11 protein-coding genes are annotated in these 15217 nt (G+C 50.8%); 5 read left to right on the plus strand and 6 right to left on the minus strand.

What is annotated here, in order from left to right:
* The first annotated feature begins 87 nt into the window (after positions 1 to 87).
* Complete coding sequence (manA, locus tag FPG75_RS25465) at positions 88 to 1293, plus strand: mannose-6-phosphate isomerase, class I (RefSeq protein ID WP_143310867.1); 1206 nt, start codon at positions 88 to 90, stop codon at positions 1291 to 1293.
* A gap of 46 nt (positions 1294 to 1339) precedes the next feature.
* On the opposite strand, the gene FPG75_RS25470 is transcribed toward manA, so the two are convergent.
* Complete coding sequence (locus FPG75_RS25470) at positions 1340 to 2296, minus strand: quinone oxidoreductase family protein (RefSeq protein ID WP_143310868.1); 957 nt, start codon at positions 2294 to 2296, stop codon at positions 1340 to 1342.
* A gap of 355 nt (positions 2297 to 2651) precedes the next feature.
* Between FPG75_RS25470 and FPG75_RS25475 the strand changes: the two genes are divergently transcribed.
* The gene (locus FPG75_RS25475; RefSeq protein ID WP_143310869.1) at positions 2652 to 5093 is read left to right on the plus strand and encodes a TonB-dependent receptor; all 2442 of its coding nucleotides are present in this window, start codon (positions 2652 to 2654) and stop codon (positions 5091 to 5093) included.
* A gap of 10 nt (positions 5094 to 5103) precedes the next feature.
* Here FPG75_RS25475 and FPG75_RS25480 read toward each other — a convergent pair whose 3' ends face one another.
* From FPG75_RS25480 to lepA, 3 genes are all read right to left on the minus strand, one after another.
* The gene (locus tag FPG75_RS25480) at positions 5104 to 7524 is read right to left on the minus strand and encodes an AsmA family protein (RefSeq protein ID WP_143310870.1); all 2421 of its coding nucleotides are present in this window, start codon (positions 7522 to 7524) and stop codon (positions 5104 to 5106) included.
* Positions 7525 to 7686: 162 nt separating this feature from the next.
* On the minus strand, positions 7687 to 8217 hold the full coding sequence (locus FPG75_RS25485; protein WP_143310871.1) for a thioredoxin family protein: 531 nt from the start codon (positions 8215 to 8217) through the stop codon (positions 7687 to 7689).
* Positions 8218 to 8313: 96 nt separating this feature from the next.
* Entirely contained in the window at positions 8314 to 10107 is a 1794-nt protein-coding gene (gene lepA / locus FPG75_RS25490; RefSeq protein ID WP_143310872.1) for a translation elongation factor 4, read from the minus strand.
* Positions 10108 to 10280: 173 nt separating this feature from the next.
* Here lepA and FPG75_RS25495 point away from each other — a divergent pair, with 173 nt between their 5' ends.
* The 3 genes from FPG75_RS25495 (at position 10281) to FPG75_RS25505 (ending at position 12556) form a co-directional block, all read left to right on the plus strand.
* Positions 10281 to 10538, plus strand: a complete 258-nt coding sequence (locus FPG75_RS25495; protein WP_143310873.1) for an acyl-CoA-binding protein — start codon at positions 10281 to 10283, stop codon at positions 10536 to 10538.
* Positions 10539 to 10660: 122 nt separating this feature from the next.
* Positions 10661 to 11899, plus strand: a complete 1239-nt coding sequence (gene rocD / locus FPG75_RS25500) for an ornithine--oxo-acid transaminase (RefSeq protein ID WP_143310874.1) — start codon at positions 10661 to 10663, stop codon at positions 11897 to 11899.
* A 15-nt stretch (positions 11900 to 11914) separates the two neighbouring features.
* Complete coding sequence (locus tag FPG75_RS25505) at positions 11915 to 12556, plus strand: VIT1/CCC1 transporter family protein (RefSeq protein ID WP_143310875.1); 642 nt, start codon at positions 11915 to 11917, stop codon at positions 12554 to 12556.
* Between the two features lies 1 nt (position 12557).
* Here the strand turns inward: FPG75_RS25505 and FPG75_RS25510 are convergent, their stop codons facing one another.
* On the minus strand, positions 12558 to 12938 hold the full coding sequence (locus FPG75_RS25510; protein ID WP_143310876.1) for a hypothetical protein: 381 nt from the start codon (positions 12936 to 12938) through the stop codon (positions 12558 to 12560).
* 77 nt (positions 12939 to 13015) lie between these two features.
* Positions 13016 to 15196, minus strand: coding sequence for a S9 family peptidase (locus FPG75_RS25515; RefSeq protein WP_143310877.1), 2181 nt, complete (start codon positions 15194 to 15196; stop codon positions 13016 to 13018).
* Positions 15197 to 15217 lie beyond the last annotated feature (21 nt).

Here is a 15217-nt window from a genome sequence, read left to right on the forward strand (position 1 = left end):
ACGAAATTTTGGGTTAATCAAACTGATAATCAGGTTTTAACTATTATTTTTGCAGCCAATCATTTCTATCAAACGTATTGACTATATATGAAACTATTCAGACTGGACGGGAAAGTGCAACATTATGCCTGGGGCGGATTTGAGTATATCCCCGCATTACTGGGCATTCCATCGTCCGACAAACCCTGCGCCGAATACTGGATGGGCGCGCACCAGAGCGCACCTTCACAGATCGCGACCGCCAATGGCCCTGAAGCCCTCAACACGCTGATCAAGGAAAACCCTGCCGCCATCGTAGGCCCCGCCGTTTGGGAACGGTTCAAAGAGCTCCCCTATCTCTTCAAGATACTGGATGTAAAAGATATGCTCTCCATCCAGGTGCATCCAACGAAAACAGAAGCGGAGAAAGGATTTGCAAGGGAGAACGAAGCAGGCATTCCGCTGAATGCGCCGCACCGTAACTACAAAGATGACAACCACAAACCGGAGATCATGGTAGCCCTCAGCGAATTTTATCTGCTGCATGGCTTCCTGCCGCATGAACAACTGAAACAGGTGCTGCTGGACACTGCGGAGTTCACCTCACTGGTAAGCATATACGAAAAAGACGGCTACTATGGCCTCTACAAAACGGTCATGGAAATGCCGCAGTCGATGGTCAACATCATCCTGCGCCCGCTCACCGACCGCTACATACCGCTGTATCGCGCCAACAAGCTCCCGAAAACCGATCCGGGCTTCTGGGCAGCAAGGGCAGTGCTCAATGATCCGCAGAGCCACGACCGGCTCGACAGAGGCATCTTCTCCATCTTCTTCTTCAACATCATGCAGGTACAGCCCGGCGAAGCGGTGTTCCAGGATGCCGGCATCCCGCATGCCTACCTCGAAGGCCAGAACGTAGAGCTGATGGCCAATTCCGACAATGTGCTGCGCGGCGGCCTGACCCCCAAACATATCGATGTGCCGGAACTGCTGAAGCATACCCGCTTTGAAGGCGTACATCCGCAGATACTCAGCGGCGATGCCGTGAAAGGCGGCCTCGAAAGGATCTACCACTCTCCCGCCCCGGACTTTGTAGTGAGCCGTATCAATGTACAACGCGGACAGCTATACGAAAATACCGCCGCAGCAGCGGAGATCATGATCGTGCTCTCAGGATCGGCTACCATCAAAGGTTCTGACACTATCGAGCTGAAGAAAGGCCAGAGCGTGTTTGCTGCTTATGGAGAATCTTACCAGATCACTACCAGTGATGCCGTAGAAATATACAAGGCTACTGTGCCTGTAAAATAATGCGAAGCCCTTGAAGCGTTTTTGCGCGCTTCAAGGGCTTTACTGTTTATCCTCCGATTACAATAATCGTCTTTCCTTTCGCTCTTGCCAGGCGGCTTTGCGCAATGGCTTCAGGCGCGTCTTCCAGCTTTATCCTCGTCCCAATAGGTATATGCAGTTCTCCGCTGTCGATCGCATGCGCGAGCCTGTCCAGCGCAGCGGCGCTGCTTTTGGTTTCAAAGTTGCCTCCGCGTATATTCCTGGCCTTCATCGCATCTTCATCTGCGTTAAACATGGTGGTGTAAGCGCCGCCGCCGGTCCGCAACAGGTCGAGGTTTGCAGCGAATCCTTTTGCATCGCTGACGAGGTCGATCAAGCCATTGATGCCTTCAGGGAAAAGTGTTTTCACCTGCGCCACCAATGGGGATGCATGATAGTTAACAGTATATTTGGCGCCCAGCTCTTTCATACGGGCCGCGGCTACATCGTCAGAAACAGTAGCGATCACCTGGATACCTTGTGCAGCCGCCAGCTGTGTGGCAAAAGAACCTACGCCGCCGGTAGCGCCATTGATGAGGAGCACGTCGCCTTTATGCAGGTGAAGACCTTCCAGCAGCTGTTGTGCCGTCATGCCGGAAGTAGGCACTGCGGCGGCTTCTTCCGGTTTGACTTTCTTCGGCGCTTGTGTGATAGCGGCCTTTTCCGGCACGATCGCATACTCCGCATAAGAACCTTCGCCAATAGGCATGTGGATGAACTGCCCGAAGATGCGATCTCCTACCTTGAAACGTGTTACGCCTTCTCCCACCTCTTCCACCGTACCAGCCCCATCTACGCCCATGATCAAAGGGAAATGATGTGGTGTTTTTCCATCGTTCATAATACCGTCTATCATCTTCCAATCAAAAGGATTGATACCGGCGGCGGCGACCTTGATCAACACGGCGCCCGGGCGTATCACGGGTTTCGGCAGGTCCATCACTACCGGCGTGTCTTTAAATTTTGCGACTGCTACTGCTTTCATGATTCGAGATTTTTATTCTGATAAATTTTTATAGTCACGGGTTTTCTCTAATAACACTCGGGTGATCACATTGTTCTCGACACCGGTACCCGGTAATTTCAGTATGGATGCGGATGCTTGTGCAATAAATAGCAACAGGGTTACGTGTATTCGTTACCGTTAGCCTGGTCAAATTTTCAACCTGGCGCCTGACAAACATAAGTAAAAACTTCCTTGAATACTGAAAAACAACAGAAGGTAACCCCGGCATGGTAACATTTTTTTGCTTCCGCCTTTTTCCCAATTGCGTAAATCATTTTCCTGATCTGATTTGAGTAAGGATGATGCGCTCGTCAACTTTGCAGAAAATTAAACTATGCACTCAAGGATATCAGGAATATTGGCATTGGTACTATTCATATTGACCGTAGGTAAGGCATCTGCAGCAGATCCGGAGGAAGAGAAAACAGGCGCCATCCGGGGCAAAGTGTATACATCAGACGCCAAAGCAGCGGCAGATGTACTAGTACTGATCCGCGAAACGAATACCACCACCGTTACCGGCGATGATGGCTCATTTGTCTTTTATCATATTACCCCGGGTAGCTATGACCTGACCGTTTCCGTAACAGGACATAACACTGTTGTAGAAAGAATAACGGTGAGCGGCGGCAAAACCACCAACATCTCCCTGAAATTAACCGCTTCCAGCAAGGCTTTGCAGGAAGTGGTGATAACAGGCGCCCAGCAAAGGCTTACGCGTGCGTCCACTTACGATGTGGCCAAGATGCCACTTAAAAATATGGAGAACCCGCAGGTGTATTCTACCATTACCAAAGATCTGCTGCAACAGCAACAGGTATTTTCCGTGGATGATGCCATGCAGAATGCCACCGGCATCACTAAAATGTGGGACGCCAGCGGCCGTGGCGGCGATGGCGGCAGCTACTATAACTCCCGCGGCTTCATCGTACAAAGCCAGCTGCGCAACGGCGTTGCGGGCAATGTTACCTCACGCATCGATGCCGCTAACCTGGAAAGAATAGAAGTGATCAAAGGCCCTTCCGCCACCTTGTTCGGCAGCAGCCTTACCTCTTATGGCGGCCTGATTAACCGTGTTACCAAAAAACCTTACGATCATTTTGGTGGCGAGGCCGGCTTTGCCGCCGGCAGCTATGGCTTTAAACGTTTCAGCGCCGACGTAAATACCCCGCTTGATAAAGACCGCACCGTACTGCTGCGCGTAAATGCCGCTTACAATGATGAAGGCTCTTTCCGCGACTATGGCTTCAACCGGAACATCGCACTGGCGCCCAGTATCAGCTACCGCGCAAACGACCGCCTGTCTTTTAATTTTGATGTAGAATACTTCGCAGGACAAAACACCGGGTTGGGCGTATTCTTCTTCTCTCCTGGCCAGAAGATCGCAGACCTGGGTACCGACCGTGCCGACAAATTACCCATAGATTATAAACGCGCTTACAGCTCCAATGACCTGTACCAAACCTCCAGGGTCACTAACCTGGTCGGACAAATGAATTACAAGCTCTCAGATCAGTGGTCTATGCAAACCAACTTCACCAGCACCAACAGCTTTTCTGATGGCCCCTCGCCCTACTTCTACCTGCTGACCGACGCCCAGGTGAAGCCCGGCGCCGCTCCCGGCGCCAACTACATCTCCCGTAATGATCAACTCACGAACAATAGCCGCGACCAGGTAACAGAGATACAACAGAACTTCAACGGCGATTTCAAAATTGGCAGTCTCAGGAACCGTTTTGTAGGCGGGCTCGATTTCTTCCATCATCACTCCGATCAGTTCTTTGCCGGCAACACCTATGATACCATCCCTTCTCACGGATACATTCCTACGTACCAGGACTTCAACCGCAGAAACCTGGATAAGGTATACGATACCAAAGGATATGCTTTCACCTACCCGCAAAAGTTTATCGCCAACACTTACAGCACCTACATTTCAGATGTGCTGAACATTACAGATAACCTGCTGGTGCAAGCTGGCCTGCGCCTGGACTACTACGACTTTAAAGGTAATTACAACGATGCCACCGGCACTTACGCTGGCGGCTATACGCAAACGGCTTTGTCGCCCAAGTTCGGGATCGTTTACCAGCCGGTAAAAGATATCGTGTCCTTGTTTGCCAACTATCAGAACGGTTTCACAAATAAACAAGGCGTTACCGCTACGGGAAAAGCATTCAAGCCGGAACAGGCCAATCAGCTGGAAGGCGGTATGAAGCTCGCTTTGCTGGCAGGGAAGCTGACCGCCAGCCTGAGCTATTATGAGATCCGTGTGAAAGATGTGATACGTGCAGACGCTGATCATCCCAACTTTTCCGTACAGGACGGAACGCAATACAGCAAAGGCATAGAGGCAGAAGTAGTTGCCAGTCCGCTGCGTGGCCTGGACATTGTGGCCGGCTATGCTTATAATGATTCGAAATACGAAAAGATCGGGAAAAATCTGGATGGCCTGAGACCCGCCACCGCAGGCGCTCCCAGCGTTGCCAACCTCTGGGTCAGCTACCGTATTGGCAAGGGCCTTGTAAAAGGACTTGGATTTGGTATCGGCGGTATGTACGCGAGCGATAATAAAGTGGTGAATGACGCTAACCTCGGCGCCTTTATCCTCCCTGCCTATGCGGTGTTGAACAGCAGCGTATTTTATGAAACCACCCGCCTCCGCCTGGGTATCAAAGTGAATAACCTTACCAACAAAGAATACTGGATCGGTTATTCCACCGTAAACCCGCAGCAGTTAAGGAGTTTCAACGGCAGTATCGCATTTAAATTCTAGTTATCGTCATTCAATTATCTCCCTTGCCCAGTTTGATCTTCACCTTCCCGTCTTTTTCGGATACGGCGTGGAGATGGATGATAATACCTTTCCTGCTCCGGCGCCGTTTCTCTTCTTTATCGGTGATATCGGCGTCTTTCTGCGGATTGCGCAAGGGAATATCCAGGCTGATATTGGTGCCGCCATTGAGGCCGTAAACGCCCTGCATATCGATATTTACGGCGCTGGAGGCAATGGTCATAGGAGGAATGAATATCTTGCTGCCATCTATCCGGAAAGTGTTGCTGAGGTTTTCAAACGTAATGCTGTCCAGGTGGCGCCGGCGGAATACAAATTGCCCGATATCTTCCAGCGGCCCGAAATGCAGCAGGGCGCCCTGTTTCAGGTTAAAGCTCACAGAGCCGGAGAGGGAATGTTTGGCCAGCGCGCCGTTGTCCAGCACATTGCCTTTCAGGTCGGCCTTTGCAGACACGGTACCACGGAGGTTTTTCGAAGACAAGGCCTCCATCCCGAAATTATCGAAGGCATAGAACAGCTGGCTGATACTCACATTGTTCATATTCGCATTCAGCTTGAAAATATTGTTATTGCCCTGCTGATGCACATTACCTTTCACCTGTAGGCTGCCGCCGGCATGTTGCAGGGATATCTGGTTCAGGAGTATATCCGTTTGCGTTAGTAGCAGCGACGCTTTCACCTGCTGGGCAGTAAAATGTTTATATACCAGTTTGTTCAGCAGTACCTGCATGTTCACGTTGCTGGCTGCCAGCATCTGATCGAGCTGCTGCGACACCTTGCCCATCCTGGCTTTGCGGGCTGCTACGGCAGCTTTCCCTTTCTTTCTCGGCGCAAGGAAAGATTTAAATTCATTCAGATCGATCTGCTCGCTCCGGATATTCCAATCGATCACGATCTTCTCCGGCGCTGAAAAATAGAAGTGAAGAATATCTTTCACTTTGCCATCCATCTGCAAATTGCTGTGCCCTGTTTGCAGGCGGATGTTTTCCAGGAGCAGGTCCTGCCCGGTGAAACGCAGGGTGGCGCTGCAATCGTGGAACGACAGTTCACGGGGCAGGTAAACAAAATTGCTCTTGCTCACCTGTGCGATGCCTCGCAAAGAAGAAGGCGTTTGATCATCTTTCAGCACGGGGCCTGTATAATACAAATCTACATTCGCATTGCCTTCACTGAACTGCAAAGGCATATCCTGCGATGCATTGAGATCGGTTAAAGGGAACTGCGACCTGAAATGCCCGCGCAGCAAGGGCTGCTTGAGGTTCACCACGCGGATGGTGTCAGCCTTGATATTTACGCCGGATAATTTTGCGGAGAGATTAAAAATATTAACTGCTGAATTTTCATCGTTATGCCCTGCGGTGGGTATCACTTCATTGTTGAAACGACCGGTAAAACTGCAATCTGTCCATTCTCCCATACTGGTAGTGAGCACGTTGTTAGCCGTTTTCCAGGTCACAACTACATGCGGAGTATCGCGGTATTTCATATGGCCGTTCAGCTCTGCTTCTGCATCCAGCGGGGCGCCAAGGCCAATAGTATTGAGTTTGGAAGAGATATTGGGAGAAAGCCAGGAGGCGGCCTCGCTCAACAATACCTGGTTGACATTGATCAGGAGATGGAAGGCAGGCGGTTGTGTTGCAAATACAAAATCTCCCTTTATCTTCACTGGTTTACCATCTATCCTGATCTCCTGCTGCGGAATATCCAATACGCGGGAATGCTTGTTGAACGTAACATCCAGGCGCATGTCCATGACTTTGCCTTTCAGGTAACTGCCTTTGCTGGTATTAAATGCAAAGCTGTGTGAAAGGATATTTGTATTGAGATGGATGGCGAGACTGGAATCGAAGCTTTGTACTTTTCCCTCCAGTGATTTGATCTCCAGGTCGAACAGTTTCAGTTTCTGCCGGTTGTCGATCACAAAGCGGATATGATCCAGTATGATCTTGCGGAAATCGGCCTGGCGGCCGGGCGTCTTTTTCGGGGCATTCTCCTTTCTCTGGAGCACATAGGTATTACTGTAGCCTGTACTGTCCGTAAACAGGCGGATAGCGCCATCTTGCAGGGTAATTTCTTTCACATCTACGTGCTTGCGTAACAGTGACCACGTGTTCACCCGTACGAAAATATAGTCCACATCCAGCAGCGGCTGCTGGTGTTGCGCATAGAGGCTGTCGCGCAGCACTACTTTCTTCAATGCGATCGAGATATTCGGAAAACTCCTGATGAGCGAGGGTTCCATGTCTTCTATCGTCAGCTGTCCATTGATCCGTTCATTGGCCTGTGTCGTTATCTGCGCCAGGAAAGCGGCTTTGTTAGCATGAATATACCAGGCGGCGCACAGCAACAGTACCAGCATAAGCGCCACCAGCGATCCTCCTGCAATAAGCCCGATCCTTAACCATTTTCGCATACATACAGTTTAAGTGATAAACATTGGAAACAGGAAAACTGTTCGGGGATTTTTGGATTTATGGATTTTCGGATTTATGGATTTAATGGAAGCGAAGACAAACAATATTGCCATCTCCGCTTCCATTAAATCCATAAATCCGAAAATCCTTAAATCCAAAAATTATCTCCGCGCAAAGCGCGCACGGATCGCATCCAGCGCGGACGCGCCCAGCCGGGAAGTTTTCTGTAGTACGGTGATGAAATAATCCACTTCTTCTTTTTCGGAAGGACAACCAACGTTTTTCAGTTGGCCATCGGCGGCGGCCATGCGGCTATCGGCGAGGAGTTTGCCGTGATCGTCTAATACGAGCCAGAACGGAATGCCTTGCTCATCGCCATGATAATTTTTCAGGAGATCAGCGCCGCCGGGGTTTTCCAATGCTTTGTTGTTGGGGCTTTCCTGCACGGTGATATGACGTATCACATAGTTATCATCGAATGATTTTTTGCAGACAGCATCATTCATGGCAGTATCCATGCGATGGCACCATCCGCACCAGGAAGCGTGAAAAATAATGAATACCTTTTTCTTTTCTTTGGAGGCCTGTATGCCGGCTTCTTTGATCACCTGGCTGGCTGGCAGCGGAGAGGCTTGCTGCGCATGGGCTAACGCGGAAAAACATACCGCAAGTAAGAGGAAGAATGTTTTCATTTAGCTATTTGTTTATTTTGTTATTTAGATATTTGGTTCAATTTAGGAACTAATCTGAACCAAATATCTAAATAACAAAATAAACAAATAACTACATTAATCATCGAGTTTGAGGACGGCGAGGAATGCTTCCTGCGGCACTTCTACGTTACCGATCTGGCGCATACGTTTCTTACCTTCTTTCTGTTTCTCGAGAAGTTTACGCTTACGGGAGATGTCGCCGCCATAACATTTGGCGGTAACGTCTTTACGCATGGCGCTGATATTTTCACGTGCCACGATTTTGGCGCCGATGGCGGCTTGTATGGCAATGAGGAATTGCTGGCGTGGCAACAGTTCTTTCAGTTTTTCGCAGAGTTTGCGGCCAAAGTCCTGCGCACGGCTGCGGTGGATCAATGCGCTGAGGGCATCCACTTTATCGCCGTTGAGGAGGATATCCATTTTCACGATATCGCTGTCGCGGAAGCCGATCGGCGTATAGTCGAAGGAAGCATAGCCGCGGGTCTGGCTTTTAAGTTTATCGTAAAAGTCGAATACGATTTCGGTGAGCGGCAGTTCAAACATCAGTTCCACACGGGTGGTGGTGAGGTAGCTCTGGTTGAGCAGGATGCCGCGTTTGCCGAGGCACAACGTCATGATGTTACCGATGTATTCCGGTTTGGTGATGATCTGCGCGCGGATGAAAGGTTCTTCGATCCTTTCCAGCTTGGTAGGGTCGGGCATTTCAGCCGGGTTGTTCACCTGTATTACTTTCTCTTTTGTATCGTGGGCGATGAAGCCTACGTTGGGCACGGTGGTGATCACGGTTTGATTGAACTCTCTTTCGAGGCGTTCCTGGATGATCTCCATGTGCAGCATGCCGAGGAAGCCGCAGCGGAAGCCGAAGCCCAGCGCCTGCGAGGTTTCCAGCTCATAGGTGAGCGAGGCATCGTTGAGCTGGAGCTTGTCCATGCAATCGCGCAGCTCTTCGAAGTCTTCTGTCACTACCGGGAAGATACCGGCAAATACCATCGGCTTCACTTCCTGGAAGCCTTTGATGCCCTCCAGGCAAGGGTTGCTGGCGAGGGTGATGGTATCCCCCACTTTCACTTCCTTGGCGTTCTTGATACCGGTGATGATATAGCCTACGTCGCCGGTGGTGACGATATTTTTAGGTTCGAGGCCCAGTTTGAGGATACCCACTTCATCGGCTTCATATTCTTCACCAGTGTTTACAAACTGGATCTTGTCGCCTTTTTTGATAGTACCGTTGAAGATGCGGAAATAGGCGATGATACCGCGGAAAGAGTTGAATACGCTGTCGAAGATGAGCGCCTGCAGCGGGGCTTCAGGTTCGCCTTTCGGAGCGGGGATGCGGGTTACGATCGCTTCAAGTATCTCCTCAATGCCGATACCGGTTTTACCGGAGGCCAGGAGGATATCTTCATCCTTCACACCAATCAGTTCAATGATCTGGTCTTTCACCTCTTCGATCATCGCGCCGGGCATATCAATTTTGTTGATCACCGGGATGATCTCAAGATCGTTTTCCAGTGCGAGGTAGAGGTTGGAGATGGTTTGCGCCTGGATACCCTGGGCGGCGTCTACCAGTAGCAGCGCGCCTTCGCAGGCGGCCAGCGCGCGGGATACTTCGTAAGAGAAGTCCACGTGGCCGGGGGTATCGATCAGGTTAAAGATATATTTTTCGCCGTTCTTGGCGGTGTAGTTCATTTGAATAGCGTGGCTCTTGATGGTGATACCTTTCTCACGTTCCAGGTCCATGTCATCCAGCACCTGCGCCTGCATGTCGCGGTCAGAAATTGTTTTGGTAAACTCCAATAAGCGGTCTGCCAGGGTGCTCTTCCCGTGGTCAATATGGGCAATGATACAAAAATTACGAATATTCTTCATATGATATTTTGCTGGTCCAAAGGCTTGTCTAGCAGTCCTTATAACCTTTTCAGCCTGCAAAGGTATTAAAATTAGTTCATTAGTTTGTGCGCTGTGAGTAATTAGTTACACACAGCTTTTTTTGACGGAATGATTAATTATCTGCATCTTAGTGATGACCAATTATCACATATATGGAACTCGTACAACAATTCGAAGCCGCTGTAGCAGCCAGCAAAACGCTGACAGAAAAACCCTCCAACGAAACCCTGCTGCAACTCTATGCTTTATACAAACAGGGCACTACCGGCGACATCGACACCCCTCCTCCTGCCAACCCTTTTGATTTTGTAGCGAAAGCCAAACACGAAGCATGGGAATCACTGAAGGGCAAAAGCAAAGAGGCAGCCATGCAGGAATACATCGATCTAATCAGGAAGCTCAAGGGCTAAATAATATTAATTACGAATTAAGAATTAAGAATTAAGAATTACGGATCTAAGCGGAGAAGCACTTGAAGCGCTTCCACAGCCGCTGTCAGGCAATCTCCGCGAAATGACGTACTTTTGAAATTATGATACCAGCATTCACGATCAGCGAAAGAACCCAGCATTACCTGGCACTGGAAGAACAGTATGGCGCGCACAACTATCACCCTTTACCGGTTGTATTGGAGCGCGGCGAGGGCGTATATCTGTGGGATGTAGACGGTAAACGTTACTACGATTTTTTATCAGGATATTCCGCCGTGAACCAGGGGCATTGCCACCCCAAGATCATTGCCACTCTTATAGAACAGGCACAGAAGCTCACGCTCACCTCCCGCGCTTTTCATAGCGACCTGCTGGGAGAATATGCGCAATATATCACGCAATATTTCGGCTACGACAAAGTACTGCCGATGAATACCGGCGTTGAAGCCGTGGAAACCGCGCTGAAACTGGCCCGCCGCTGGGGATACCTCGTAAAGGGCATCCCGGAAAACAAGGCTAAGATCATTGTATGCGCCAACAATTTCCATGGCCGTACGCTCAACGTGATCTCTTTCAGCAGCGATCCTACCGCCCGCAACCATTACGGTCCTTTCATGCCGGGCTATGAAGTGATCCCGTTCAACAGCCTGCCTGCGCTGGAACAGGCCTTGCAGGATAAAAATGTTGCCGGCTTCCTTGTAGAGCCCATCCAGGGCGAAGCAGGCGTGATGGTGCCGGATGAAGGCTACCTCGCGCAAGCCCGTCAATACTGCCAGGATGCTAATGTGCTCTTCATCGCCGATGAAATACAGACCGGCCTCGCCCGCACCGGCAAGATGCTGGCCTGCGACCATGAAAATGTAAGGCCGGATATCCTCATCCTCGGCAAAGCCTTATCCGGCGGTACTTTGCCGGTAAGCGCCGTATTGGCCGACGATGAAATCATGCTCACTATCAAACCTGGCGAACACGGCTCCACCTATGGCGGCAACCCGCTCGCCTGCAAAGTGGCCATCACCGCATTACAGGTACTGAAAGATGAACATATGGCCGACAATGCCGCTGCTATGGGCGAACTGCTCCGTAATGGCCTGCGTCAGCTGCAATCACCATATATCACCACCGTGCGCGGTAAAGGATTGCTCGACGCCATCGTGATCAAACACGATGACCCCGAAGCCGCCTGGGACCTCTGCCTGGTGCTGAAAGAACACGGCCTGCTCGCCAAGCCAACACATGGCGATAAAATACGCTTCGCGCCTCCCCTGTGCATCAATGCCACACAGGTACAGGAGTGCATTCACCTGATCCAGAAAAGCCTCGAAAAGGCTTTCAGCTAACCGGCCACATTTGATATGACCACATCATCAAAGGCGATCCGCAGTTCCGGATGGACGACCGATTTCCTCATAGGCTTCCCCGATGGCCTGTTCCTGCTGTTCTTTGCCACACAGGTGATCCAGGGGTTCGACCTCGAGGTACAAACCTTCTATAATATCCATCTCGCCATCCTCGCCGCAGGCGCCCTGCTCGTGATGTATGGCGCCTTCCAGGCCAACAGGGGCGACACACAACATGATAGCCCCCTGCTCACACCAGCGGAACGTAACAAGCTGCAAAAACTGGATATCAACGATGGCACCATCGAACAGATAGCGGAAGAAATGCAGAAAGATGCCCGGCTGTGGGAACAAACACTGGCTACGGAACAGGTACAGGAAACTACGTTTAGCCGTATCCGTGCCATACGCAGTACGATCCTCACCGGCATCTTCTTCGTGGCAGGCGGCTGCCTTTCCTTCGGCCCTTTCCTGGCCAATGAAAATTTCGGCGCCGCCGCACAAACCAGTATGATGCTGGTTTTCCTGGGCTTAACCCTCTTCAGTTTCATTAAAGCGAAAGTAACCGCGCAACGCCCGCTGCTTGTCGTAATACGCTACTGGCTCATGGGCGCAGGCATCCTGGCAGGCGCCTGGATATTACATAAAGTGTGGTAGATCATTGGCGGGTTTTGGTGAACAGCACGCAGCCAAAAACAACAGCTGCCGCCGCCAGCGAGAGATATAACGCCATACCCGTTTGCGGGCACTCCCCGATCTCGCAACGGGAGAATAACATCAGGTTGCGGAAAGTCCATGCCAGCAAAAAGCCGCCAACAAACAGGTTCATACGCGCCACCCACTTGTTCTTTACCACAAACAATACCGAGGCGAGCACCGACAACACAATATTCAGCTTGCCCGGCTCTCCATAATTGGACCCGGTCGTATTCATCCCGGTAAAAACAAAATGACGGCTCTCAATAACAGCCCATGGCAGAAACGCACAAATGATCACCACTACTGCGGCTACAATGCCTGTGATGCTGGTTTTGGACATAAAACTTTTTTAATTAGGGCCACGAAGATAGTAAAATAAGTGAGCTTGCCCCCAGCCGGGCAAGCTCACTTATTTTTTTATTTAGCTCCTGCCTCCAGGTGTGATTTCAGATAAGTAGTGTACAAAGTAGACAGGTGCTCAAAAGTACCAGGCCCTTCAGAGATGCTGTGGGTACGGTTCGGGTAGGACATGAACTGGAATTGTTTGTTGTATTTGATCAGTTCATTGAGCAGCATTTCAGCGTTCTGGTAATGTACGTTATCGTCACCGGTGCCGTGGATGTAAAGCAGGTTTCCTTTGAGATTTTTGGCGTAGGTAATGGGCGATCCTTTCACAAAATCTTCGCGGTTCTCTTCCGGAAGGCCCATATATCTTTCCTGGTAGATGTTATCGTAGGTCAGCTGGTTGCCCACTGCTGCGATCGCAATACCTGTTTTGTAGATCTCCGGATACTGGAACATCAGGTTCAGCGTCATGGAACCGCCGCCGCTCCAGCCCCATACCGCTGTGCGCGCCGGATCGATGAAAGGATATTTTTTCATCAGCGCCTGCGCGCCCATGGCCTGGTCGCGGGCATTGATGATACCTACCTTGCGGTACACACATTTGCGCCAGTTGCGGCCTTTGGGCAGCGGGGTGCCTCGGTTGTCCATAGAGGCATAGATATAACCGTCAGCCGCCATATCGCCATCGTAGAGAAAATTGCGGCCGGCTCCCGTCACATCCAGTGTGGTGGCACCTGCGGGCTCACCGTATACATAAAATACGATCGGATATTTTTTAGAAGGATCAAAGTTCGCCGGCTTTTTCATCCAGCCATTCATCTGCACGCCATCAACAGTGGTAATACTGAAGTATTCCAAGCCGGAAGCGGTGGCAGCAGATTTTTTGATCGCATTCATCACCGCATTGTTATTGCTTTTGTGGGCGGGCAGTTCCACACTTTCTTTTACAGGATAAGTGCTGGCATTGTTAAACGTATGAATGGCCAGGTTGCCGTAAGGAGATATTTTATAATCATGTGTGCCGGCTTCGTCGGCAGGCGTTACACGCGCTGCTTTACCGCCGCTCAGCGCCACCTTGTAAAGGTATTGCTGGGTGGGGTTTTCCGGCGATGCGAGGAAATAGATCACGTTGTTGGCTTCATCAATCTTGGAGATGTTGATCACATCATAGTTGCCCGGCGTAAGCAGGGTGGCCTTACCGCCATCGGTGGAGATGTTATAGAGATGGCGCCATCCGTCCTGCTCGCTCACCCAGATGAAAGATTTACCACCGCGCAGGAAGTCCCATCCGGCGATGTTGTCTTCATCCCAACGGGATTTCACATCTATCCAGGCGCTGTCGCTTTCGGTATACAGCGTGTGTACGTTACCGTTAGCAGCCTGGCAGATCATGATCTTGCTTTCATTCTGTTTGCGGTTCAGCTGCTGGATGATCAGTTCGTTGCGGCCGGGGATCCACTCCATACGTGGAATATAGTGCTGTTGCTGATCGCCGGGCACTTTCATCCAGGTAGTGCTGGCGGTGGCGATGTCCACTACGCCTACGCGACAGGCAGAAGGGCTTTCACCTGCTACCGGGTATTCCACCGGTACGGTGAAGGAGTAGATGGAATCGGTATTATTGATCATGAGGAAATCGCGGATCTTCGTGGCATCGATCTGCCAGTAGGCAATGCTTTTGCCATCGGGGCTCCAGCGGAAGCCGTCGCGGCAGCCGAACTCCTCTTCATAGGCCCAGTCGAAGGTACCGTTGATGAAACGGCGGGTGCCATCAGTGGTGAGTGCCTTGATATTGCCGGTGGAGAGATCTTCCACGTAAAGGTTATGCCCGCTCACATAGGCCGCTTTGGAGCCATCAGGCGAGAGTTTGGCGAACATGAGAGAAGCGGCGGGTTTGTCTTTCCCGAGCTGTTGCAGCTTGCCGCTGGCAATATCCAGCACCCAGTAATCGCCCCGGGTATCATAGCGCCATACGCGATGTGCGTTGGTATAGAGCAATACTTTTTTTTCGTCATCAGAGAAATAGAAATCCCTGGCCATCAGCGGGGTGGACTTCCCGGCAGGAATGAGTTTGGCGGCAGGTATCTTTACTTCCGGAGCGCCGCCGGCAATAGGTTCCTGCGCAAGGCCTCCCGGTGTGAATTTCCAGATGGAGCGGCCGTCGCGGCTCCACCTTACTCCTTTTCCTGGCTGCGCCAGCAGGGTATGACTGGCCACAGCAATCAGTAAAACAATCAGTGTGATTCTTTTCATTATGCTAGAATAAGTTATAAC

Source organism: Chitinophaga vietnamensis (assembly GCF_902167635.1).
GTDB classification, from domain to species: Bacteria; Bacteroidota; Bacteroidia; order Chitinophagales; family Chitinophagaceae; genus Chitinophaga; species Chitinophaga vietnamensis.